20 protein-coding genes are annotated in these 21688 nt (G+C 43.2%); 14 read left to right on the top strand and 6 right to left on the bottom strand.

Features of this window, described 5'->3' with window-relative positions:
- Positions 1-27: 27 nt before the first annotated feature.
- From APB76_RS20925 to APB76_RS20915, 3 genes are read right to left on the bottom strand one after another with little or no spacing between them, the layout of a single operon-like run.
- Positions 28-1509, bottom strand: a complete 1482-nt coding sequence (locus APB76_RS20925; protein ID WP_049842868.1) for an MFS transporter — start codon at positions 1507-1509, stop codon at positions 28-30.
- Between the two features lie 28 nt (positions 1510-1537).
- Positions 1538-3466, bottom strand: coding sequence for an anthranilate synthase family protein (locus APB76_RS20920; RefSeq protein WP_049842867.1), 1929 nt, complete (start codon positions 3464-3466; stop codon positions 1538-1540).
- Positions 3466-4086 (bottom strand): isochorismatase family protein, encoded by a 621-nt coding sequence (locus APB76_RS20915; RefSeq protein ID WP_054962010.1) that lies wholly within the window; start codon positions 4084-4086, stop codon positions 3466-3468. The genes APB76_RS20920 and APB76_RS20915 overlap by 1 nt, the downstream gene beginning before the upstream one ends.
- Before the next feature lie 378 nt (positions 4087-4464).
- On the opposite strand from APB76_RS20915, the gene APB76_RS20910 reads away from it, so the two are divergent.
- On the top strand, positions 4465-5532 hold the full coding sequence (locus tag APB76_RS20910; protein WP_054962009.1) for a 3-deoxy-7-phosphoheptulonate synthase: 1068 nt from the start codon (positions 4465-4467) through the stop codon (positions 5530-5532).
- A 64-nt stretch (positions 5533-5596) separates the two neighbouring features.
- Here APB76_RS20910 and APB76_RS22775 read toward each other — a convergent pair whose 3' ends face one another.
- Both APB76_RS22775 and grcA read right to left on the bottom strand, forming a co-directional pair.
- The gene (locus APB76_RS22775; protein ID WP_074181743.1) at positions 5597-6598 is read right to left on the bottom strand and encodes a TetR family transcriptional regulator; all 1002 of its coding nucleotides are present in this window, start codon (positions 6596-6598) and stop codon (positions 5597-5599) included.
- Positions 6599-7190: 592 nt separating this feature from the next.
- A complete protein-coding gene (gene grcA / locus APB76_RS20900) occupies positions 7191-7568 on the bottom strand; it encodes an autonomous glycyl radical cofactor GrcA (protein WP_054962008.1) in 378 nt (125 codons plus the stop codon).
- Positions 7569-7891: 323 nt separating this feature from the next.
- Here grcA and nfo point away from each other — a divergent pair, with 323 nt between their 5' ends.
- The 3 genes from nfo (at position 7892) to APB76_RS20885 (ending at position 10369) form a co-directional block, all read left to right on the top strand.
- Entirely contained in the window at positions 7892-8785 is an 894-nt protein-coding gene (nfo, locus tag APB76_RS20895) for a deoxyribonuclease IV (RefSeq protein WP_193395099.1), read from the top strand.
- A gap of 245 nt (positions 8786-9030) precedes the next feature.
- Complete coding sequence (ung, locus tag APB76_RS20890; protein WP_049842863.1) at positions 9031-9717, top strand: uracil-DNA glycosylase; 687 nt, start codon at positions 9031-9033, stop codon at positions 9715-9717.
- Between the two features lie 100 nt (positions 9718-9817).
- Positions 9818-10369 carry a hemerythrin domain-containing protein gene (locus APB76_RS20885; RefSeq protein ID WP_049842862.1) on the top strand — a complete coding sequence of 184 codons (552 nt, stop codon included), beginning with the start codon at positions 9818-9820 and terminating at the stop codon, positions 10367-10369.
- Positions 10370-10412: 43 nt separating this feature from the next.
- On the opposite strand, the gene APB76_RS20880 is transcribed toward APB76_RS20885, so the two are convergent.
- Positions 10413-10595: a DUF3545 family protein gene (locus tag APB76_RS20880; protein WP_049842861.1), complete on the bottom strand. Its 183-nt coding sequence runs from the start codon at positions 10593-10595 to the stop codon at positions 10413-10415.
- 706 nt (positions 10596-11301) lie between these two features.
- Here APB76_RS20880 and APB76_RS20875 point away from each other — a divergent pair.
- The 10 genes from APB76_RS20875 (at position 11302) to deoD (ending at position 21465) form a co-directional block, all read left to right on the top strand.
- The gene (locus APB76_RS20875) at positions 11302-12732 is read left to right on the top strand and encodes an alanine/glycine:cation symporter family protein (RefSeq protein WP_049842860.1); all 1431 of its coding nucleotides are present in this window, start codon (positions 11302-11304) and stop codon (positions 12730-12732) included.
- A 243-nt stretch (positions 12733-12975) separates the two neighbouring features.
- Positions 12976-13749, top strand: a complete 774-nt coding sequence (yaaA, locus tag APB76_RS20870) for a peroxide stress protein YaaA (RefSeq protein WP_054962007.1) — start codon at positions 12976-12978, stop codon at positions 13747-13749.
- 31 nt (positions 13750-13780) lie between these two features.
- Positions 13781-13927 (top strand): DUF5363 family protein, encoded by a 147-nt coding sequence (locus APB76_RS23190; RefSeq protein WP_160316780.1) that lies wholly within the window; start codon positions 13781-13783, stop codon positions 13925-13927.
- Entirely contained in the window at positions 13927-14700 is a 774-nt protein-coding gene (locus tag APB76_RS20865; RefSeq protein ID WP_054962006.1) for a TatD family hydrolase, read from the top strand. Before APB76_RS23190 ends, APB76_RS20865 begins: the two co-directional genes overlap by 1 nt.
- Before the next feature lie 204 nt (positions 14701-14904).
- Positions 14905-16167: a NupC/NupG family nucleoside CNT transporter gene (locus APB76_RS20860; RefSeq protein ID WP_049842857.1), complete on the top strand. Its 1263-nt coding sequence runs from the start codon at positions 14905-14907 to the stop codon at positions 16165-16167.
- A 425-nt stretch (positions 16168-16592) separates the two neighbouring features.
- Positions 16593-16763: a XapX domain-containing protein gene (locus APB76_RS20855; protein WP_004744928.1), complete on the top strand. Its 171-nt coding sequence runs from the start codon at positions 16593-16595 to the stop codon at positions 16761-16763.
- 265 nt (positions 16764-17028) lie between these two features.
- The gene (deoC, locus tag APB76_RS20850; protein ID WP_054962005.1) at positions 17029-17805 is read left to right on the top strand and encodes a deoxyribose-phosphate aldolase; all 777 of its coding nucleotides are present in this window, start codon (positions 17029-17031) and stop codon (positions 17803-17805) included.
- 114 nt (positions 17806-17919) lie between these two features.
- Positions 17920-19248, top strand: a complete 1329-nt coding sequence (gene deoA / locus APB76_RS20845) for a thymidine phosphorylase (RefSeq protein WP_054962004.1) — start codon at positions 17920-17922, stop codon at positions 19246-19248.
- A 188-nt stretch (positions 19249-19436) separates the two neighbouring features.
- Positions 19437-20657 carry a phosphopentomutase gene (locus tag APB76_RS20840; protein ID WP_049842854.1) on the top strand — a complete coding sequence of 407 codons (1221 nt, stop codon included), beginning with the start codon at positions 19437-19439 and terminating at the stop codon, positions 20655-20657.
- Positions 20658-20745: 88 nt separating this feature from the next.
- Entirely contained in the window at positions 20746-21465 is a 720-nt protein-coding gene (deoD, locus tag APB76_RS20835) for a purine-nucleoside phosphorylase (protein WP_049842853.1), read from the top strand.
- The last annotated feature ends 223 nt before the right edge of the window (positions 21466-21688 follow it).

The following is a 21688-nucleotide window of genomic DNA, read 5'->3' as shown; positions in this document are numbered from 1 at the left end:
CAGGCATAGAGGTAGATGTTGAAAAGGTTATTCTGGGAGTGTTCTAGGAACCCAAATAATGGCAAGAATACCCACGATAAGCGTCATGATCCCGGCAGCACCTAGTGCTAGATGCATCCCTTCCATATAGGCATTTTGAGCATGTGCAATGGTGTCAATTGAGATCCCTTCCACATCTAAAGTTTCGTTTAAAGTCCCTGCTTCACCCGGTCCTGAAATACGAAAGGTCAGTGCTGCCAATGAGCCCAACAATGTAATTCCAAGCGCATTTCCAATTTCATTACTTGTTTCTGCAATCGCTGCGGCTGCTCCCGCTCGCTCTGGTGGCGCGGCAGAAACTGCAATATCAGCAACCAAACTAAAAGATAAGCCATAGCCAACTCCAGCGATTATGGTTGAAGCGATAAACAGCAATACCCCATTATCGGTTGTTGTAAACAACAGAATAAATGAGCCGATACTTATCAAAAAGTGGGTGAGAACTAAGCCATATTTTCTTCCGGTTCGCTCAACAATTTTGTTGGTGATAACACATGTGACAGTTAAGACCACAGCCCCCGGAATGGTGACCAAAGCGGCAGTTAGAACAGGCAACCCTAGAACTGACTGAAGGTAAATTCCAGCAAGATAGCCCGTTGCTGACCAAACAACGAGCGAAAGTAGGCCTGTCAGGATCGCTACGGTGAAAACACGATCTTTGAATAGCGAAAGGTCAAGTAATGGGTCATCAAGTACTCGTTGACGGCGAATAAACCAAAGCATCGCGAACACGCCAATGGCACCTGTTAACATCTGCTCGGTTGAAAAACCTTCAGCCGCTGCGGTTTTAATTGAATAAGTAAATAACAGCATGCCGACAAAAGAGAGCACGAGGCTTAGTAGATCAATTTTACCAACACCTTCATCTCTAACTTCTTTTAGTAGAATTGGAGCAAAAATCAGAAACAGTACAACTATGGGTATATTGATAAGAAAAACCACTCCCCAAGCAAACTTACCAAGTAAAAGCCCTCCAATTAAAGGTCCAACTGCAAAACCGCCTGCAAATGTTGCTGCGAATATACCTATGGCTTGAGCTCTTTGTTTTGGGTTAGGAAAGAGTTCACTCACGATAGCTAAACCGGAAGGGAGTAAAGTCGCTCCACCAAGCCCCATTAACGCTCTAAATCCAATTAGCATTTCTGGTGAGGTAGAGTATGAAGCACCGACAGAACCTAAGCCGAAAATAAGTGCCCCAATCATCATCAGTTTTAAACGGCCAAAGCGGTCACCAATGTTACCGAATGCCACGAGTAAGGAACCAACTATGAATCCGTAAATATCGAGTATCCAAAGGGCTTGGTCTGCTGTCGGCATCAGTGCCGTAGTAATCTTGGGCATGGCCAAATAAAGGACTGAGCCGTCCATGGCGACGAGACCGACAGGGCCTAAAACCATAAGCAAGCCTAACCAAGCTTTTTGGGTTGCACTATCGGAAGCACTTGAGTGCTTTACTGCTATATCATCCATTTGATATTAATCTCCGGTTTTAATTAAACTAAGCTACTGCGTTGTGAGTGATTATTGTGTTGTTATCGCCTAAAAGACGTTTTAGGCTACCTTGCCAAATCTCCATACCTCGTTGAGTCAGAAGAGATTCAGGGTGGAATTGAAATGATGCGAAGTGTTCGCCACGAAGCGCATGAACCTCTAGGGAGTCAAAGTCGTAGCTAAAGCGAATGCCTTTGCAAAAATATCTATTGCTGTGATCTTCTGGCACGTAGGCAGAAAAAGAGTTGTAGAAACCGACGTTTTCAGCAGAGCCAAATAGGTCAATCTGTTTCTGGACGCCCTGATTCGGCTGCTCTTTTCTTTTAACTTGAAAGCCCAAATTCATCGATAAGATTTGATGACTTAGGCATACGGCAATGAAAGGCTTTTGATGCTCAAGGAGATGGTTTAATGTTCTATTGAGCGCGGTGACTCTCAAGTCGGTAAAATCCGCGGGATTTCCTGGGCCGGGACCGAGAACAGTCAAATCATAATCATCAGTATCGTATTTATCTTCACAACTCTTGACGGTAACTTGGCAGTTCAATGCGCGAAACTGATGAGCGATCATATCAGTAAATGTGTCTTCAGCATCTAAGATAAGCACTCGGTACTGGGACGTGTTTGGATGTGAACTCTGTCTTCTCTCGGCATGAGTGAGCCAAAATGGTGAAATTAGAGTATTTCTAGCCGTTAACTTCTCTTGAAGTGTGGTGTGTTCAAAAAAGGAGTGAAAGTCCTCTGTATGTCTACCTTTGGTTTGCTTCTTAATTGCAGAGAGGAAACCTTGAGCTTTAGCTCGACTTTCTTCTGACTCTTCTTTGGGGTTAGAGTGGCGAACCAGTGTACTACCAACAGCAATTTTTAACTCGCCTTGAAGGCTAATGTCTGCACTGCGAATAAGGATGGCAGAGTCCATGGTCGCAAGGCCGGATGCGTCGTTTCCTACCAATGCAATGATGCCGCTATAGTATCCGCGCCCTTCCGGTTCATATTTGCGAATCACTCTACACGCGTTTTCTAATGGACTTCCTGTGATTGTGGGGGCAAATAAGGTTTGTTTGAGAACCTCTGATGGTGAGAGATGGCATTGCCCATGTATTAAATATTCTGTATGGGCGACCTTAGACATTGACTTTATTAAGGGCCCAAGAACAGTGCCTCCGTGTTCACAGATACTAGACATCATTTTCAGTTCTTCATCGACAACCATGAAGAGTTCGTCTTTCTCTTTGCCGTTATCTAAGAACTGCTCAAAGCTATGCCTATCAGGGCCCAAACTCGGGTAGCGATAGGTTCCGCTAATCGGATTCATTGCAGCAGATTGGTTGTTCAAAGTGACGTGTCTTTCTGGCGTTGCCCCAATAAGGTAGCGCTCACCAGTAAAAACAATATATGTCCAGTAAGACCCAGATTCATTTTCGATGAGCTTACGGTACAAAGACAGTGCCAAGTTCCGGTCGAAGTTGTTAATTTGACACTGAAAATGCCTCTTCAACACAAAGTTTGCACCTGCGCCCATGCCAATTTCGTCTTCAATGATCCGAGTGACGATGTTTTGATATTCATGATCTTCTATATCGAAATGCTCATTTACCAGAGCAATGTCGAGATCCGGTGCCAATGACAAAAAAGTGCTAGACGTCATCGTATGATGATTTTGAATAGAAAGAGAGAGTAACGGCGTCTTATCATCAACATACTCAAACCCTTTTTCTCTTATTTGACGATAAGGAACGAGCACCAGCTGGGAATAAAGAACAGAGCTGTTAATGGTTTGATCGATATCGGAAAGAACCTCAAGTTCTGATATTTTTCCGGTTATGATGTCAATATGACCATCTTTACTATTTTCAGACCGTTGTATGATTGCAAATGGTTGAGAGCTTTCCTTTAATATTCGATTAAAAGCATGAGTTGAAGCGCATACTTCCATTACACAAACTCCTCTGTTGTTGTGAGCACTGCACAATTGCGTGCCGCGTAGTCGAGAGCGAGCAGGTGATTTTCACGGGAAAAATCAGCAATAGCGTCTGCGACGACAAAGGTCTCAAAATCATTGGAAAATGAATCAACAGCGGTCATTAACACACCAACATGAGCGTAAACGCCACAAATAACTAGCTGGTCACGCCCGGCTTCTTGCATCATGTGGGAGAGGTTCGTTTTTTGAAATGCACTGTATCTCCATTTCACAACTTGCCAATCATGCTCGCGAATAGAAAGCGGTTCGACGATCGATGTATGAGAGGCGTCACGAGACATTCCTTCTCCCCAGTAATCCTTAAGTAATCCTCTTTGTTTACTAGTCATCGAGCCTGGTTGTGCGGAATAACACACAGGAACTGATTGGTCATGACAGTAGCTCACGAGTTTATAGACTCTATCTATCAACAGAGATTGCATTTCTTCAGAAAACGGTTCAACAAAGTATTTCTGCATGTCGTGGACCAATAGCACAGCGCGCTCTGGATCAAACTGCCAATCTACTTGATTGCTTGGAAGTTCATTTTTATTGGGTATTGAATACGGTGAAATTTTTGGAATACCAGTCATTACTTTCCCTTACAAATACTAAAAACCCACAAAGTGTCAGTCCATGACACTTTTCTTTGGGTGCCATACTTATGTTAGTGACACTTTTTTTCAAGAAGTATTTACCTAGCTTATTGCTGATGTGTGAAACTTGTCACATATCGATAACTTTAACTTTATACATATTTATTAGTACCTTGGAGATAAAAAACACACTAAACCCACTAAATACATGTCTCCATCTCTTATTAATACTTTTGATGAAATAGTAAATGTATAGGACTATGCGACACTTCACTATTGACAGGAAAAAAAACAGCAATCATTATTTGGCCTCTCATATTCCAGGGAACTGATTTGTGAAATTAATTATTTCTAAAATAAAGGAGGAGTTATTTAATGCGTGGTTTGGCTGAACGGATTAACTATGAAAACTATCAAAATTTACCTATTTTGGAAGAGGTGATAGATGAACTACCTATCTCAGAAAAAATACAGGAATTTATTTCAAAAAAGAGACAGGAAATAGAAAGTATAATATCCGGTGAAGATGAAAGGTTATTAGTTATTGTAGGCCCTTGTTCTATTCATAATACATCTGATGCCTTCGAGTATGCAAAGAAACTGGCGTCAATATCAGATAAGTATAGTGAAGACTTGCTAATAGTAATGCGGACATATTTTGAGAAGCCCAGAACCAGAGTTGGTTGGAAAGGGTTGCTTATTGAGCCTGATTTAACCGATGGGATTAATGTCCGCAAGGGTATATATGAAGCGAGAAGTTTCTTAGAGAAAGTCCTAAATCTTGGGCTTCCGACCGCCACGGAATTTCTTGATAGTGGCTTATTTCCGTATATTTCTGATTTGATTTGTTGGGGTGCAATTGGCGCTAGAACTACAGAATCACAACCTCACAGGCAGATGGCCTCTGGGCTTCCTTGTCCAATAGGATTTAAAAATGGTACCGATGGAAATATTGACATTGCAATAGATGCAATTGTTTCATCGTTAGAGCCTCACGTATTATATACCTCTTGTGGAAAGGGGAACCCCATTGCAATAACGACATCAGGAAACAAGTTTGGGCATATAATTCTTCGAGGTGGCAAAGAGCCAAACTATACAGAGAAGCACGTGAAAAATGCGACTAAAAAACTAAAGGATAACAACTTGAACTCTAGGGTTATTATTGATTGCAGTCATGGTAATAGTGGGAAAGTTGCAAAGAATCAAACTATAGTTGCCAATAATGTTGCTTGGCAAATTTCCAACGGAGAGGATAATGTTTCAGGTGTGATGATTGAGAGCTTTTTGGTTTCTGGTAAACAGTGTATAAATTCAAATGAGCTGATAAAAGGGCAATCAGTAACAGATGATTGTTTATGTTTGGATGATACGTTACAGATAATCGACGTTTTAGCTAATGCGATAAAAAATAAACGCTACAATTTACTTTCAGTTGCTTAGTCATTAATTTAAATCGATTAAGGAGAGTTTATTTCTCCTTAATCAAAACTCAATGACTATGAATTCACAATTCGTTGTTTTCCAAAAATAGAAAAACATCATTGAGCACTTCGTAATAAGACATATTATTTTGACTCTCTGATTTCCATAGATCATAGGAAGTACTGTATGCAAACTCGATACTTGCAGCTAGAACTCTGGGTCTAATATCCTTGAGCATCGATACTTCCATTCTAGCGGCAATGAGATCGCTAAGAGCTTGGTTATAGCTTTCCGAACGGGAAAGTTTTCGAGCACATACCATAGGATGCTTACGTATCAAATTTCTTATCGTGGCGAATCGCTTTGGATCAATACCATAGCTACCCTCTTCACAACCTTTGGTTACTTCTACTGCAGCTTTGCGAATCGCTGTATAAATTGATTCACTCATAGGTCGAGAGGCCAAAGCAACTAAAATCTCTTTCTGTTCTACTTCGTAGTAGTCAAGTACAAGATCTTCCTTACAAGAGAAATACCTAAAAAAAGTTCGACTTGAAATATCTACAATGTCTGTAATGTCTTCTATTCGAGTTTCGTCAAAGCCTTTACTCACAAAAAGTTGGTAAGAAGCCTCTAAAAGAGCATTCCTCACCATTTGCTTTTTTCTTTCTCTGCGATTGACTTCTTTCGGAGCAATAGGAGGCTCTTTATCTGCGAGATGCATGCTATCTTGGAAGAACTGTCTCGTCATCGACTCATCAATACGATTTGTTATTAGAAAATCAATTAAAACACCATTTTTATCAATGGCTTCATAAAGAAATACTTTTTTTCCCTTAACCTTTATCTCTTTATGTTCCATTCGCCAAGGAGAAGTTTTAAGTGGGGAAGCATCAAAAAAACTACCTTCAAATTTAGGGCAGAATTCCGAAATCCAGCGTTGTACTGTGGCGTGATCTACATTGATACCGCGTCGATTTAGCAATTCTTCTATTTCTCGATAGCTCAATTCATTATACACGTGCCATCGAAGCGCCATGATAATGGTTGCAGGTGGAAATTGCTTATTTGCAAAAGAAATCATTCAATACCTCAATTAAAATTGTTTCTGCATCTCACGTCACAGCGCAAATGTTGTTACTCCGCTAAAGGTGCCAACTATCAGCCTCATTGAATACCGAAAAATTTCAACATGCATATTGCTTAGGCTTGCTTATGTGTATTGTGGGTGGAGTTTCTGTTAGTACAAATTTTCCGTTACCAAACTTTCATTTTTGATCGTTAACGTTGTCGGTTGCTCAGTTTTTTAGGCGAACAATTCGTGCTTCTAGCGGGCAATATTGTTTTTCGTAACAAGATTTTATCATAAGAGTTCGGCTATCTGTATCAATCAGGCTAGCTTCAAATGAACCACTATACAGTCCTGAAGTCGATGAACACGCTCTGGCATACTCATGAGTGCGAAGTTATTGAGATCTCGAGTCAAGACATTACTCTCCCTAAACTGGATTCTTACTTAGGAGAAAACTGGGTGAGGCTCCCGTTTGAGTTTTAACTCTGTAGCGACTTTTATGAGTGGGGAGTTGAGAAAAACAAGTTCTGTAGGATTTCTTAGTTCAATAGATAGCAAAAAGGCGCTTGATGTACAGCGCCTTTATATTTAACTCTTGGATAGATTACAGGCTTTCGGTGAAAGTACGTGCGATTACGTCGCGTTGCTGCTCTTGAGTTAGAGAGTTGAAACGAACAGCGTAGCCAGAAACGCGGATAGTTAGTTGAGGGTACTTTTCTGGATTAGCGACTGCGTCTTCTAAAGTTTCACGCTTTAGAACGTTAACGTTTAGGTGCTGACCACCTTCGATACGTGGCGCAGTTTCGATAGCAACTTCACGGCTCTCGTACTCGCCTAACTCGTTGATCGCTACTACTTGATCGGCTTCAAAGCCAGAGTTTGCAACTATACAACGTGCTTCGTTCTTCTCGCTGTCTAGAAGCCAAATTGAGTTCAGTAGAGCGTCGTTAGCTGCAGTTGTAATTTGAATACCTTGGATCATCACTATCTCCTAGTCCACTTTAGTGGTTTATTGGTGTTAATTTTCGAATTTTATTGAGCTACGTATTATATAGCGAATATCCCTTATGATAATATTGATTTAAGTCAAAAAACAACCAAAAACATTTCTTTTATAAAGGTTATTTTGTTGTTCTAAATCAATAAAATCTTTGAAAACAATATGTTTACAATATATTTGATAATTTAAAAAATATTTAATAACCGATTGTGTTGTAAATTTACTACAAAATGGGTTTTGAAATTGAACTGGATCAACTAAGTGACTGTAAGTAGGTTCATAGTCTGAAAGTGTAAAGTGATTAAATGACAATGCGTAAAAATCAGTTTGGTAAGAAGTATATTGGAGCCCATGTTTCTGCTGATGGCGGGGTCGATCAAGCGCCGCTAAGAGCAAGGGAAATTGGCGCGAATGCGTTTGCGCTATTTACTAAGAATCAACGCCAATGGGTGGCAAAACCGATAGAAGAGAAAACCATCCGAGCGTTTCGGGCAAATTGCCAAATGTTAGGCTTCAGTAGTGAGCAGATACTTCCCCACGATTCCTATTTAATTAACCTTGGCGCTCCAGAAGAAGAGAAACTAGCTAAATCTCGCGCGGCTTTTATAGATGAGATGGAAAGGTGCAATCAGTTGGGGTTAACACTGCTCAATTTTCATCCTGGGAGTCATTTAAAGAAGATATCTGAGAAAGAGTGTTTAGCGCGAATAGCGGAGTCAATCAATCTTGCTCATCAAACTGTGCCCAATGTTATTGCTGTGATTGAGAACACGGCAGGGCAAGGAACAAATTTGGGCTGGCGATTTGAACATCTGGTGGAGATTATCGAGCAGGTAGAGGATAAATCTCGGGTCGGTGTTTGCATTGATACATGCCATACCTTTGCCGCTGGCTATGATCTGAGTAGTTTTGATGCTTGTGAGGCAACGTTTGCTGAGTTCGACCGCATTGTTGGTATGCATTATTTAAGGGCAATGCACATTAACGATTCAAAGGTTGCCTTAGGTGCCAAGGTCGATAGGCACCAGGCACTGGGTAGAGGAGAGATTGGCTGGAGCTGTTTTGAGTACATCGCAAAAGATCCTCGTTTTGACGCTATCCCATTGATCTTAGAAACTATTGAGCCTGAAACTTGGCCCGATGAGATCAACCAGTTACGTAATTTTCATGCACAAGCTCTGGTTGAAATTGTTGGCTAGACAAAGGTGGCATCATTTTTTCATAGCAATAGATGAGTTTACTAATATGAGGGTGCTACTATGCCTTTTTCACGTTGCTATACCACTATCCGTCCTGCGCGCTTGCCTGCTCCTAACCGTCATATTGCAGGGCAGGGACACTATCGAACACCGCAGAAAAATAACGCCCATCATGACTAAATTCTTTGTTCCTTTTGCTATATTTGCGACAATTTGATTTTCCTATATAGAAGAAGGAACAGATTATGAGTCAGTCAATGACTTGGCATGATGTTATTGGTGCGGAAAAACGGCAGGAATACTTTCAGCAGACGTTGGCATTTGTTGAAGGGGAAAGAGCGTCTGGTAAAGTCGTGTTCCCGCCAGCAAAAGATGTCTTCAATGCGTTTCGAGTCACTGAGTTTGGTGATGTCAAAGTCGTGATAATTGGTCAGGATCCGTATCATGGCCCGAATCAGGCTCACGGACTGTGTTTTTCTGTTTTACCTGGAGTAAAGACGCCGCCTTCTTTGGTTAATATGTACAAGGAACTGGCTCAAGACATTGAAGGCTTTGAAATCCCTCAACATGGTTACCTGCAGAGTTGGGCAGAGCAAGGGGTCTTATTGTTGAACACGGTATTGACGGTTGAGCAAGGTAAGGCACACTCCCACTCAAAAACTGGCTGGGAGACTTTTACAGACAAAGTTATCGAGGCACTTAACCAACATCAGTCCGGTGTGGTCTTTTTACTTTGGGGGGCTCATGCACAGAAAAAAGGGCGCTTTATTGATCGCAGTAAACACTTTGTATTGGCTGGGCCTCACCCTTCACCGCTATCTGCTCATCGTGGTTTTTTCGGTTGTCGTCATTTCTCACAGACCAACGATATTTTACAGCAACAAGGAAAAGACAAGATAGAGTGGCGATTGCCTTTAGAGGTAGATGCATAGCTTTGTTTACAGAGCATTTGCCCAAATTTCGAACAATGTCAAAGCGTAATATGGTCTTCTCTTATACACTTAAAGAATGTAGGTGTTAAGGAGAAACGCTATGATGATTGAAAGGATCAGGCGCGAGCACGGTTATATGGTGCGCTTATTGGCGCTATTGAGACACAAGTTGGCCTTGCTCAAAAGTGAACGCCAGGTTAACTACGCTGTGTTGAGGGAACTGGTGGACTATCTCGCTAATCATTCAGAGAAAGTGCATCACCCTAAAGAGGATATTCTTTACCACTATTACCTTGAGCATTATGGCCACCATTACGAAATCGACAATCTTGAACTTGAACACCAAACTTTATCAGAAAAGACTCATGAATTCTTAAATGTGGTTGATATGGTGTTGCAAGATGCGGTGATTCCGCAAGATATGTTTATTGAGCAGTTAGAATCTTTCTTAGATGCTCAGAAGCGACATCTCGAGATCGAAGAGAAAAATGTATTTCCTTATCTAATTGAGAAATTTACTGTAAAGGATTGGCAAGCAGTCGAAGAGCAATGGAGCGTCTGTGAAGACGACCCAGTATTTGGTGAGACGATCGCAGAGCAATATGCTCAGCTAGCAGAGCGAGTCCATCAAACTGAGCATGAATGTATCTAGCGAAAACAAAAAAGAGGCGAACAATCGCCTCTTTTTCTAATTTTTAATATTCAAGTTTATCTAGGTCATCAAAGCCGATATCCATATCCATCAGCTCTTTTTGCAGACGCTGACGATCCTTTATCGCCTCAATTTCGCGCCATTTACGCTTCACGGGTTTTGAACGAGCCGCGCGCCCTTTGGGAAAATCCTGTTCCAATAGTTCTTCAAAGTTTAAGCCTTCCATAAGCTACCTCGTTATGATTTTTATCCCTCTAGATGGGGCAAGTTTTTAATACCATATTCAAAACGAAGGTAACTTTGATTCGTTTCTCATTTGTTACGTTTCAATGAAGTTTTTACGCATATTGTGCGTGTAAGTCACAAAAAAAATTGCCCTGTTGACGATTTTTTGCACGGTTGAGTTGGTGAGAACGATTAAATTGCATTGGTGAGAATGTTAATTGGCTGTGTAAATAATAGCCTTTCGTATAGATGGCTCACTATATGATTATTGATGACTATCTGTTGTGTTGATTATATGGGGTGTTGTTTTGTAACTGCTGTTTGATGCCTTATTTAGCAAGGAAAACTGCTTATCTGGAAGCTCTTATGAAATTATGTTTCTGAAAATGTCGCATGTTGCAAATTCTCGTATTGGTTGTTTGTTGTGTGTTGGTTATATGTTCTGGCTTGTGTTAATTGGTGGTGACCATATAGTGAAAAATAACAACCATATCAATTTATTTTCATATTGATTTTTGTCACTCTTCGCTGCATTATCCGCCCGTCAAAAAATACGCTGACACGTAAAATGGAAGCACGAAGCGAGTTTTACAGGTCTAGACTGCATAAAACAACAAAACCAATACTAAGCAATCTTGACACTTAGTTGGGCAGTTAGATGGATGGCTTGGAAGCAGAGGTCAGCGAAAACTCAATATGAGGATGTTATGACAGACTTAATCAATTTAATGAATGACCTTTTGTGGGGTTCTATTCTTGTTTACCTTCTGGTCGGTGTGGGAATTTATTTTACAGTCCGTTTGGGCTTTATCCAATTTCGTCACTTTGGCCATATGTTCTCTGTTCTTAAGAACAGCCGTAAAGCAGACAAAGCCGGTATCTCTTCTTTCCAAGCTCTTTGTACAAGTTTAGCTGCACGTGTCGGTACGGGTAACATGGCAGGTGTTGCTGTTGCACTTACCGCAGGTGGTCCTGGCGCTATTTTCTGGATGTGGTTAATTGCTATGTTAGGTATGGCAACATCATTCGCCGAAAGCACCCTAGCGCAGTTATACAAAACCAAAGATGATGACGGCAACTATCGTGGTGGTCCAGCGTACTACATGGAGAAAGGTCTTGGAATGCGTTGGATGGGGGTTCTGTTCTCAGTATTCCTGATCATTGCCTTTGGCCTAGTATTTAACGCCGTACAAGCGAACTCTATTGCTAATGCAATGAACAACGCATTTGGCTGGGAAGATACCTATGTTGGTATCGTGGTCGTTGCACTCTCTTCTATTGTTATTTACGGCGGTATTAAGCGTATCGCTAAAGTGGCTGAGCTGATCGTCCCGATTATGGCACTGGCTTACCTGCTGCTTGCTATGTATGTCATGCTGACCAATCTAGAGAAGCTACCAGCAGTTCTGACGCTTATCTTTAAGAGTGCATTTGGCTTGCAAGAAGCGGCCGCTGGTGGTCTTGGCTACGCAATCGCACAGGCGATGATCAACGGTATTAAGCGCGGTCTGTTCTCAAACGAAGCAGGTATGGGTTCAGCACCGAACGCAGCGGCTTCTGCAACGCCATATCCACCACACCCGGCATCACAAGGTTACGTGCAGATGTTAGGTGTCTTTATGGATACTATCGTTATCTGTTCAGCAACCGTTGCTATCATCCTAATGTCGGGTGAATATGTACCACACGGTGAAGTAACAGGTATCGAGCTAACGCAAACGGCTTTGAGTTCTCAAGTCGGTGAGTGGGGCGGTATCTTTGTTGCTGTGGCGATCTTCTTCTTTGCCTTTACCTCAATTATTGCAAACTACTCTTACGCCGAAACCAACCTAATCTTCCTAGAGCACAACCATAAAGCAGGTCTTGGTATTTTCCGTATTATCGTACTTGGTATGGTGATGTTCGGTGCCGTGGCATCGCTACCTGTAGTATGGGCGCTGGCGGATGTTTCTATGGGGTTGATGGCAATTGTGAACTTAGTGGCGATTATTCTCCTATCTGGCATCGTTATTAAGCTAGCGAAAGACTACAACCGCCAGCTAGACGAAGGTAAAGTGCCGACGTTTGATTCAAACGACTTCCCAGAGCTGAAGTCTCAGCTTGAGGATGGTATCTGGGATCAGAGCAAAAAAGATTAATATAACCGTCATACTTGAAGCCGTAGCGTCGTTGGCCGCATAAATCCCCCGGAGCGCCGGCCGCCCTAATCACATAGGAACACTATGCTCATAGGGCTGAATTGATTTGCCGCCTAGCTACAGCTCCAATTATTTAGGTTATAACTTTTGACTATTAAAACGATTCAAAAAGCCATGCAGACATTGCATGGCTTTTTTTGTAACCTATATCTAACAACATAATTAAACAGATAGAGTTAAGTCATGCTAATCGTCGTTTCACCTGCGAAAACCTTAGATTATGAATCGCCACTGGCAACAGAGAAATATACTCAACCCGATTTAATTGAGTACTCTAAGCAGCTTATTGATGTTTGCCGTAAACTGACACCAGCTGATGTTGCGAGCTTAATGAAGGTTAGCGATAAAATCGCCGATCTGAACGTAGGCCGTTTTCAAGAGTGGAGCGAGACATTTACCTCAGATAACTCACGCCAAGCTATCTTAGCTTTTAAGGGCGATGTCTACACAGGGTTAGATGCGCAGTCATTATCTGAGCAAGATTTTGATTACGCGCAAAAGCATCTGCGTATGCTGTCGGGTTTGTACGGTTTACTTAAGCCACTCGATTTAATGCAGCCTTACCGTCTTGAGATGGGCACTAAGCTTGCTAACGACAAAGGCAGCAACCTTTATCATTTTTGGGGCAATGTGATCACCGATAAGCTTAACGAGGCGATTGCCGATCAAGGTGATAATGTATTGGTTAACCTTGCGTCGAATGAGTACTTTAAAGCGGTTAAGCCCAAAAATCTCGAGGCCCAAGTGATTACACCTGTATTTAAAGACTGCAAAAATGGTCAATATAAGGTGATCAGCTTTTATGCCAAGAAAGCCCGCGGCATGATGGCGCGCTACATTATTGAAAATCGCATTTCAAGCGTCGCTGAACTGACTAAGTTTGATACTGCGGGATATTACTTTGTTGAAGATGAGTCGACGCCAACAGAACTCGTCTTTAAACGTGAAGAGCAGTAATGAACGAGTCATAGGTTGTAAGGAGTAGAGGATGCTCAACTGGTTTAAGCTCTGGCTAGCGAAATATGACGCCTGGTGTCACTCAATGGGCTTAACACCAGAGAACAAACGCAGTTGTGTACCCTATCGCAGTGATCCTACTTCTCCACCGAATAGCCACAATAAGGCGCACAAGTAATGCGCCTTTTTGATACCCATTGCCATTTGGATTTTGATGCATTCAAGCCAAATCTAGCCGCGCAGATTAAATTGGCCAATCAAGTCGGCGTTGAGCGGTTTGTTATTCCTTCTATAGGGCCGTCAAACTGGAACAGGCTTGAACAGCTTGCTGCTCAATATTCATCGATATATTACGCTGTAGGCATACACCCGTATTTCGTCGATACAGATAGCCATATCTATCAAGAGCAGCTTGATGAGTTACTGAGCCAAAATAATGAGAAGTGCGTTGCTGTTGGAGAGTGTGGGCTCGATGCAATGGTAAAAGTTGACAGTCAGATTCAAGAGCGCGTATTCATTCAACAACTTGAGCTTGCACAATCATATCAGCTTCCAATTATCCTTCATGCTCGGAAAACTCACAATCGCCTACTACAATTGCTTAAACAGTATGGTTTCTCGCAAGGAGGTGTATTACATGGATTCTCTGGCAGCTACCAGCAAGCGATGCAGTTTGTCGAATTGGGTTTTTATATCGGAGTAGGTGGAGTGATCACTTACCCAAGAGCGAAGAAAACGCGGCAAGCAGTGTCTCAGTTACCGCTTGAATGTATTCTCTTGGAGACGGATTCGCCTGATATGCCCCTTTATGGATATCAAGGCAACTCAAATCATCCACAGATGTTAGCTCAGATTTTATCTTGCCTCGCATTGCTGAAAGGGATACCAGAGCAAACGATTGCTGAAAGTGTTTGGAAAAATAGCCATTCAGTATTCGGTCTTTGTGAATAATTTCTAATTAAATTGTTCTTTTAATGATTACAGACGTGGTGAATGGTGACCGGCTTCACGTTACTGAGTGAATGCATGATGAATCTTATTAGAAACTGTGAGGACGGCATTACTTTATCAATGGACGGATGAGTATAATTGCCTCCGCTTTTGAGCTCCATTTTGTAACACGCCAATAAATAACATATAAGGAAGTCATAAACTATGAGCCTGTTTATGAGCCTAGTCGGTATGGCAGTATTGCTAGGAATTGCATTACTACTGTCTGATAACCGCAAAGCTATCAATCTAAGAACTGTGGGTGGCGCATTTGCTATCCAATTCATCATCGGTGGTTTCGTTCTATACGTACCATGGGGTCGCGACCTACTAGCTGGTTTCTCAGCTGGTGTACAGAACGTTATCGACTACGGTAAAGACGGTACTGGTTTCCTATTTGGCAGCCTAGTTAACTTCTCAGTTGACGGTATCGGATTCATCTTCGCGTTCCAAGTACTTCCAACGCTAATCTTTTTCTCTGCACTTATCTCTGTACTTTACTACATTGGTGTAATGCAGTGGGTTATCAAGATTCTTGGTGGTGGTCTACAAAAGGCACTAGGTACTTCACGTGCCGAGTCTATGTCTGCAGCAGCCAACATCTTCGTTGGTCAAACTGAAGCACCGCTAGTGGTTCGTCCGTTTGTACCAAAAATGACTCAGTCTGAGCTATTTGCAGTAATGTGTGGTGGTCTAGCGTCTGTTGCTGGTGGTGTACTAGCAGGTTACGCATCTATGGGTGTACCTCTAGAGTACCTTGTCGCAGCGTCATTCATGGCTGCACCTGGTGGCCTACTGTTCGCTAAAATCATCAAGCCTGAAACTGATACACCAGATGAGAATCTTGGTGATGATATCGACGGTGGTGACGACAAGCCTGCTAACGTTATCGATGCAGCGGCTGGTGGTGCTTCAGTTGGTCTACAACTAGCTCTAAACGTTGGTGCAATGCTACTGGCGTTCATCGGTCTAATCGCGCTAATCAATGGTCTCCTAGGTGGTGTTGGTGGTTGGTTCGGTATGCCTGAGCTAACTCTAGAAATTCTACTTGGTTACCTATTCTCGCCTCTAGCATTCCTAATCGGTGTGCCATGGGAAGAAGCAACAGTAGCTGGCTCGTTTATCGGTCAGAAACTGGTTGTTAACGAGTTCGTAGCTTACCTAAACTTTGTACCTTACGTTGGTGACGGCGCTCAAGTTGTTGCAGCAACAGGTCAAGTAATGTCTGAGAAGACTCAAGCAATCATCGCATTCGCTCTATGTGGCTTCGCAAACCTATCTTCAATTGCGATTCTACTAGGTGGTCTAGGTGGTCTAGCTCCAAACCGTCGTCACGACATCGCTCGTATGGGTGTGAAAGCGGTTTGTGCAGGTACACTGTCTAACCTAATGGCGGCGACAATCGCTGGCTTCTTCCTATCTTTCTAATTGAATAAGCGAAAGATTATATAGACGCCGTTTGATTAAGCCCCGTAGTTGCATAGCTTGCTATGTACTACGGGGCTTTTTCGTTTTTTTCAGCATAGTAAGTGCGATAGCTGCGTTAACTGCGGTTTTCACCCTAGTCACTTAGCGAGCTAAGCTCCCAGGGATTCAAATCCTCGTTGCCTTGCTCTCACACTGACTATTTTGAAAAAACTTCAGCATAAGACAACGAGAGCTTTCGTTGGATTGTGCGAAGGTCTGGAATGAGTTCGGACAACAAGATTCATAACGTTTGAGCAACTGATTAGATTGAGCAATCGTTAAGCAGAATCTTTTTTGAGATACAAACCGTTTGCGCTCTATGAGCCACTACAGTTCCGCGATAAATATCTATAATGTAGGTATCTATAGAAAGTAGGGTAAAACTTATGAATGAAGTTTTCCTCGCAACCTTAGCCGGTTTTGTCGTTGGAGTCCTGTTTTCCGCTATCAAGTTGCCGATACCAGCCCCGCCTGTTTTAGCAGGTGTAATGGGCATTGTTGGTGTTTATCTTGGTGGCGTAACTTATCAATGGATTATTGAGAAGTTTTTCAGCTAGCGATAATTAATACAAGGAGTATGATTGGCGCTGGCAGCAACGACACCGTTGCTTGGGCGTTTGCCCATATACGTTAGACACCGCAATCGTAGATTGTTGTGCCATAGACCAAACTGGTACTGTGCGGTGACAAGGATAGCAATTGGCATATTAAAACTCGCTGTATATGCCGAGTCTTCAGGGAACCAAGTCCGTTCATAAATGACTGCAGCTCTAAAAATGTTTTTAGGGCAGTAACTTTTTTGAATATTGATCGGAGATAGAAATGAGCGATTTAAAAGCAGCAGCACTACGTGCACTAAAACTTATGGACCTAACTACGCTGAATGATGATGACACTGATGCGAAAGTTATTTCACTTTGTCATGACGCAAAATCAGCAGTAGGTAACACAGCTGCAATCTGTATTTACCCTCGCTTTATTCCTATTGCTAAGAAGACACTTCGTGAGCAAGGTACACCAGAGGTTCGCATTGCGACCGTAACTAACTTCCCACACGGTAACGATGATATTGACATTGCTGTTGCTGAAACTAAAGCGGCAGTAGCTTACGGTGCAGATGAAGTAGACGTCGTATTCCCATACCGTGCTCTTATGGCAGGTAACGAAGAAGTGGGCTTCGAGCTAGTTAAGCAATGTAAAGAAGCTTGTGGTGATATTCTTCTGAAAGTGATCATCGAAACTGGTGAGCTAAAACAAGAAGCACTAATCAAGAAAGCATCTGAAATCTGTATCAAAGCTGGCGCAGACTTTATTAAAACTTCAACGGGTAAAGTGCCAGTAAACGCAACACCTGAATACGCTCGCATGATGCTAGAAGTGATTCGTGATATGGGTGTTGCACAAACAGTTGGTTTCAAACCTGCTGGTGGCGTTCGTACTGCTGAAGATGCAGCGGACTACCTCGCAATGGCTGATGAAATCCTAGGCGATAACTGGGTTGATGCTCGTCACTACCGTTTCGGTGCGTCAAGCCTGCTAACAAACCTACTAAATACATTAGAAGTGACAGACGAGACTGCTGATCCAGCAGCTTACTAATTCTCTCGTTCGAGAGTAGATAAAAACAAAGTCTGTTTGGTGGAGTAGCGAACCGCTGCTCCACATTACCTCTTTACCTTATAACCATTGCTTGCTAAAGCATGGGAGGATCTAATGTACTTACCTCAAGAAATCATTCGTAAAAAACGCGATGGCGAAGTGCTTACCGCGGAAGAAATTAACTTCTTTATCCAAGGCGTAGCGAAAAACACCGTATCTGAAGGTCAGATAGCGGCGTTTGCTATGGCTATCTTCTTTAATGAAATGACAATGCCTGAGCGCATCGCACTAACGTGTGCAATGCGTGATTCTGGTATGGTCATCGATTGGAGCCACAAAGAGTTTGGCGGCCCAATTGTCGATAAACACTCAACGGGTGGTGTTGGCGACGTAACTTCTCTAATGCTTGGCCCAATGGTGGCAGCATGTGGTGGTTTTGTACCTATGATCTCTGGTCGTGGCCTAGGTCATACCGGTGGCACGCTAGATAAGCTTGAGTCGATCCCAGGCTACAACATTACGCCAACCAATGATGTGTTTGGTGATGTCACGAAAGATGCGGGAGTGGCTATCATTGGTCAAACGGGCGATCTCGCTCCGGCCGATAAGCGTGTGTACGCGACGCGTGATATTACCGCGACGGTTGATAACATCTCGCTGATCACAGCTTCAATTCTTTCTAAGAAACTAGCGGCAGGTCTTGAATCTCTTGTGATGGACGTGAAAGTAGGCTCAGGTGCATTTATGCCAACTTACGAAGCGTCTGAAGAGCTAGCAAAATCTATTGTTGCCGTAGCAAATGGTGCAGGCACTAAGACAACGGCTATCCTAACCGACATGAATCAAGTATTGGCGTCTTCTGCGGGTAACGTGGTCGAGGTTCGAGAAGCCGTTCAGTTCTTAACGGGTGAATACCGCAACCCTCGTCTTCTCGAAGTGACTATGGCGTCATGTGCAGAAATGCTAGTGCTGGCTAAACTTGCTGACAACACCGAAGACGCCCGTTCTAAGCTGATGGCAGTGCTCGACAACGGTAAAGCCGCAGAGTGTTTCGGCAAGATGGTTGCTGGTCTTGGTGGTCCTGCTGATTTTGTTGAAAACTACGATAACTACCTAGAAAAAGCGGACATCATCAAGCCAGTATATGCTGATGAAAACGGCACTGTATCAGCCATGGATACTCGCGCGATTGGCATGGCCGTTGTTTCTATGGGCGGTGGTCGCCGCGTCGCGACAGATGTTATTGACTATGCCGTGGGTTTTGACAGCTTCATCCGCTTAGGTGAAGAGGCGTCAAGTGACAAGCCTCTAGCGGTTATCCACGCTCGCAATGAAGAGCAGTGGCAAGAAGCAGCGCATGCACTAAAAGCCGCAATCACGATTGGTGGTGAGTACACATCAACGCCAGAGGTGTATCGTCAGATTCGCGCTGAAGATCTTTAATCCCGTCATACTTGAAGCTGCAGCTTTGTTGACGGCGCAAATTCACCCTAATCACATAGAGCCTCTATGCTCATAGGGCTGAATTTGCTTGTCGCCTAGCTGCAACTCCAATTATTTAGGGATTAACATAATATTAATTAGATTGGTCGATTGAGCTGTTGCTCTCGGCCAGTTAAAGGAAGAGAGCAATGAAAAGAGCATTTATTTTAGTCTTAGACTCATTTGGTATCGGTGCATCGGCTGATGCGAAAGACTTTGGCGATGTTGGTTCAGATACTATGGGTCATATTGCTGAGCAGTGTGATAAAGGTTTGGCGAATAACGCCGATCGTAGCGGCGCTTTAAAGCTGCCTAATTTATCCAAGCTTGGTCTGGCGATGGCGCACAAAGAGTCGACAGGTAGTTTTGCGCCGGGTCTTGAGGCTGATACAGAAATCATCGGCGCATACGGCTATGCTGCAGAACTCTCTTCTGGTAAAGATACTCCATCAGGTCACTGGGAGATTGCAGGTGTACCTGTACTGTTTGATTGGGGCTACTTCACCGACAAAGAGAATAGTTTCCCTAAAGAGCTAACTGACCGCATTCTTGAGCGTGCAGGTCTTGACGGTTTCCTAGGTAACTGTCACGCATCGGGTACTCAAGTTCTTGATGACTTGGGTGAAGAGCATATGAAGACTGGTCAGCCAATCTTCTACACTTCTGCTGACTCTGTATTCCAAATTGCTTGTCACGAAGAGACGTTTGGTCTTGATCGTCTACTTGAACTTTGTCAGATCGCGCGTGAAGAACTTGAAGATTACAACATTGGTCGCGTTATTGCTCGTCCGTTTGTTGGTCCAGGTAAAGGTCAATTTGAGCGTACGGGTAACCGTCGTGACCTATCGGTAGAGCCACCTTCTGCGACTATTTTGCAAAAATTAGTGGATGAAAAGGGCGGTGAAGTTCACTCGATCGGTAAGATCTCTGATATTTACGCAGGCTGCGGTATCACTAAGAAGACCAAAGCAACAGGTATTCCTGCTCTATTTGAAGCAACAAAAGAGGCGATCAAAGAGGCGGGTGACAACACTATCGTATTCACCAACTTTGTTGACTTCGATTCTGCTTATGGTCACCGCCGTGACGTTGCGGGCTATGCAGCGGCGCTAGAGTACTTTGATGGCCGTATCCACGAAGTGATGGAGATGATGGAAGAGGACGATGTGCTGATTCTAACTGCTGATCATGGCTGTGATCCTACTTGGCCAGGTACTGACCACACTCGTGAGCATATTCCTGTGATTGTTTACGGTCAGAAAGTGCCAGCAGGCTCATTGGGCCTTCGTGAATCCTTTGCTGATATCGGCCAAACTTTGGCTAGCTATTTTGGTACATCACCAATGGATTACGGTAAAAACTTCTTGTAATCAAAATCGACTAAATTAGATAGAGGGCTTAGCCCTCTATTATTTTGTTTGCTTAAACTAACGCAGTTTAATAAAAGGAAATTGAATCATGGCAACTCCACATATCAACGCAGAAATGGGTGCATTTTCAGACGTAGTATTAATGCCAGGTGACCCGCTACGTGCCAAATACATTGCAGAAACCTTCCTAGAAGATGTTGTTCAGGTATGTGATGTACGCAATATGTACGGTTACACAGGCACTTACAAAGGCCGCAAAATTTCGGTGATGGGGCATGGTATGGGAATTCCGTCATGCTCAATTTATGCGACAGAACTCATTAAAGATTTCGGTGTTAAGAAAATCATTCGTGTCGGTAGCTGCGGTGCAGTAAGTGAAGATATTAAAGTGCGTGATGTAGTGATTGGCATGGGTGCGTGTACGGACTCTAAGGTAAACCGTATTCGCTTCAAAGGTCATGACTTCGCCGCTATCGCAGACTACAGAATGGTACGCGCAGCGGAAGATGCAGCAAAAGCGCGCGGCATTGAAGTGAAAGTCGGCAACATGTTCTCTGCAGAACTGTTCTATACCCCAGACCCGGAAATGTTTGAGGTGATGGATAAGTACGGTATTGTCGGTGTTGAAATGGAAGCAGCAGGCATTTACGGCGTATGTGCTGAGTATGGTGCAAAAGCACTAACAATCTGTACTGTTTCTGACCACATTAAGACTGGCGAGCAAACCACCTCAGATGAGCGTCAAACAACGTTTAACGATATGATGATCATTGCTCTAGACTCTGTTCTTCTTGGTGACGCAGAGTAGGGGGCGGACTACGTCCTTGAGATCGCTCCGCTGCGAGATCGGGCTTCGCCCTTCGAGATGTGGCCGCGGTAAGTGAGTCGAAAACTGCAGGCAGTGATACTTTTTTTAGGATCTAATTGTCTGGATATAAAAGTAAAGGGTTGACACAATGTGCCAACCCTTCAATATTTCTCGCTTCTCGCTTCTCGCTTCTCGCTTCTCGCTTCTCGCTTCTCGCTTCTCG

It is taken from the genome of Vibrio bivalvicida, from assembly GCF_001399455.2.
Taxonomy (GTDB): domain Bacteria; phylum Pseudomonadota; class Gammaproteobacteria; order Enterobacterales; family Vibrionaceae; genus Vibrio; species Vibrio bivalvicida.
This window is presented reverse-complemented; position numbering and strand designations above follow the sequence as displayed.

Coding starts and splice junctions, on each gene's coding strand:
- APB76_RS20925 (WP_049842868.1), bottom strand. CDS start 1,509: ATGGATGATATAGCAGTAAAGCACTCAAGTGCTTCCGATAGTGCAACC.
- APB76_RS20920 (WP_049842867.1), bottom strand. CDS start 3,466: ATGGAAGTATGCGCTTCAACTCATGCTTTTAATCGAATATTAAAGGAA.
- APB76_RS20915 (WP_054962010.1), bottom strand. CDS start 4,086: ATGACTGGTATTCCAAAAATTTCACCGTATTCAATACCCAATAAAAAT.
- APB76_RS20910 (WP_054962009.1), top strand. CDS start 4,465: ATGCGTGGTTTGGCTGAACGGATTAACTATGAAAACTATCAAAATTTA.
- APB76_RS22775 (WP_074181743.1), bottom strand. CDS start 6,598: ATGATTTCTTTTGCAAATAAGCAATTTCCACCTGCAACCATTATCATG.
- grcA (WP_054962008.1), bottom strand. CDS start 7,568: ATGATCCAAGGTATTCAAATTACAACTGCAGCTAACGACGCTCTACTG.
- nfo (WP_193395099.1), top strand. CDS start 7,892: ATGACAATGCGTAAAAATCAGTTTGGTAAGAAGTATATTGGAGCCCAT.
- ung (WP_049842863.1), top strand. CDS start 9,031: ATGAGTCAGTCAATGACTTGGCATGATGTTATTGGTGCGGAAAAACGG.
- APB76_RS20885 (WP_049842862.1), top strand. CDS start 9,818: ATGATGATTGAAAGGATCAGGCGCGAGCACGGTTATATGGTGCGCTTA.
- APB76_RS20880 (WP_049842861.1), bottom strand. CDS start 10,595: ATGGAAGGCTTAAACTTTGAAGAACTATTGGAACAGGATTTTCCCAAA.
- APB76_RS20875 (WP_049842860.1), top strand. CDS start 11,302: ATGACAGACTTAATCAATTTAATGAATGACCTTTTGTGGGGTTCTATT.
- yaaA (WP_054962007.1), top strand. CDS start 12,976: ATGCTAATCGTCGTTTCACCTGCGAAAACCTTAGATTATGAATCGCCA.
- APB76_RS23190 (WP_160316780.1), top strand. CDS start 13,781: ATGCTCAACTGGTTTAAGCTCTGGCTAGCGAAATATGACGCCTGGTGT.
- APB76_RS20865 (WP_054962006.1), top strand. CDS start 13,927: ATGCGCCTTTTTGATACCCATTGCCATTTGGATTTTGATGCATTCAAG.
- APB76_RS20860 (WP_049842857.1), top strand. CDS start 14,905: ATGAGCCTGTTTATGAGCCTAGTCGGTATGGCAGTATTGCTAGGAATT.
- APB76_RS20855 (WP_004744928.1), top strand. CDS start 16,593: ATGAATGAAGTTTTCCTCGCAACCTTAGCCGGTTTTGTCGTTGGAGTC.
- deoC (WP_054962005.1), top strand. CDS start 17,029: ATGAGCGATTTAAAAGCAGCAGCACTACGTGCACTAAAACTTATGGAC.
- deoA (WP_054962004.1), top strand. CDS start 17,920: ATGTACTTACCTCAAGAAATCATTCGTAAAAAACGCGATGGCGAAGTG.
- APB76_RS20840 (WP_049842854.1), top strand. CDS start 19,437: ATGAAAAGAGCATTTATTTTAGTCTTAGACTCATTTGGTATCGGTGCA.
- deoD (WP_049842853.1), top strand. CDS start 20,746: ATGGCAACTCCACATATCAACGCAGAAATGGGTGCATTTTCAGACGTA.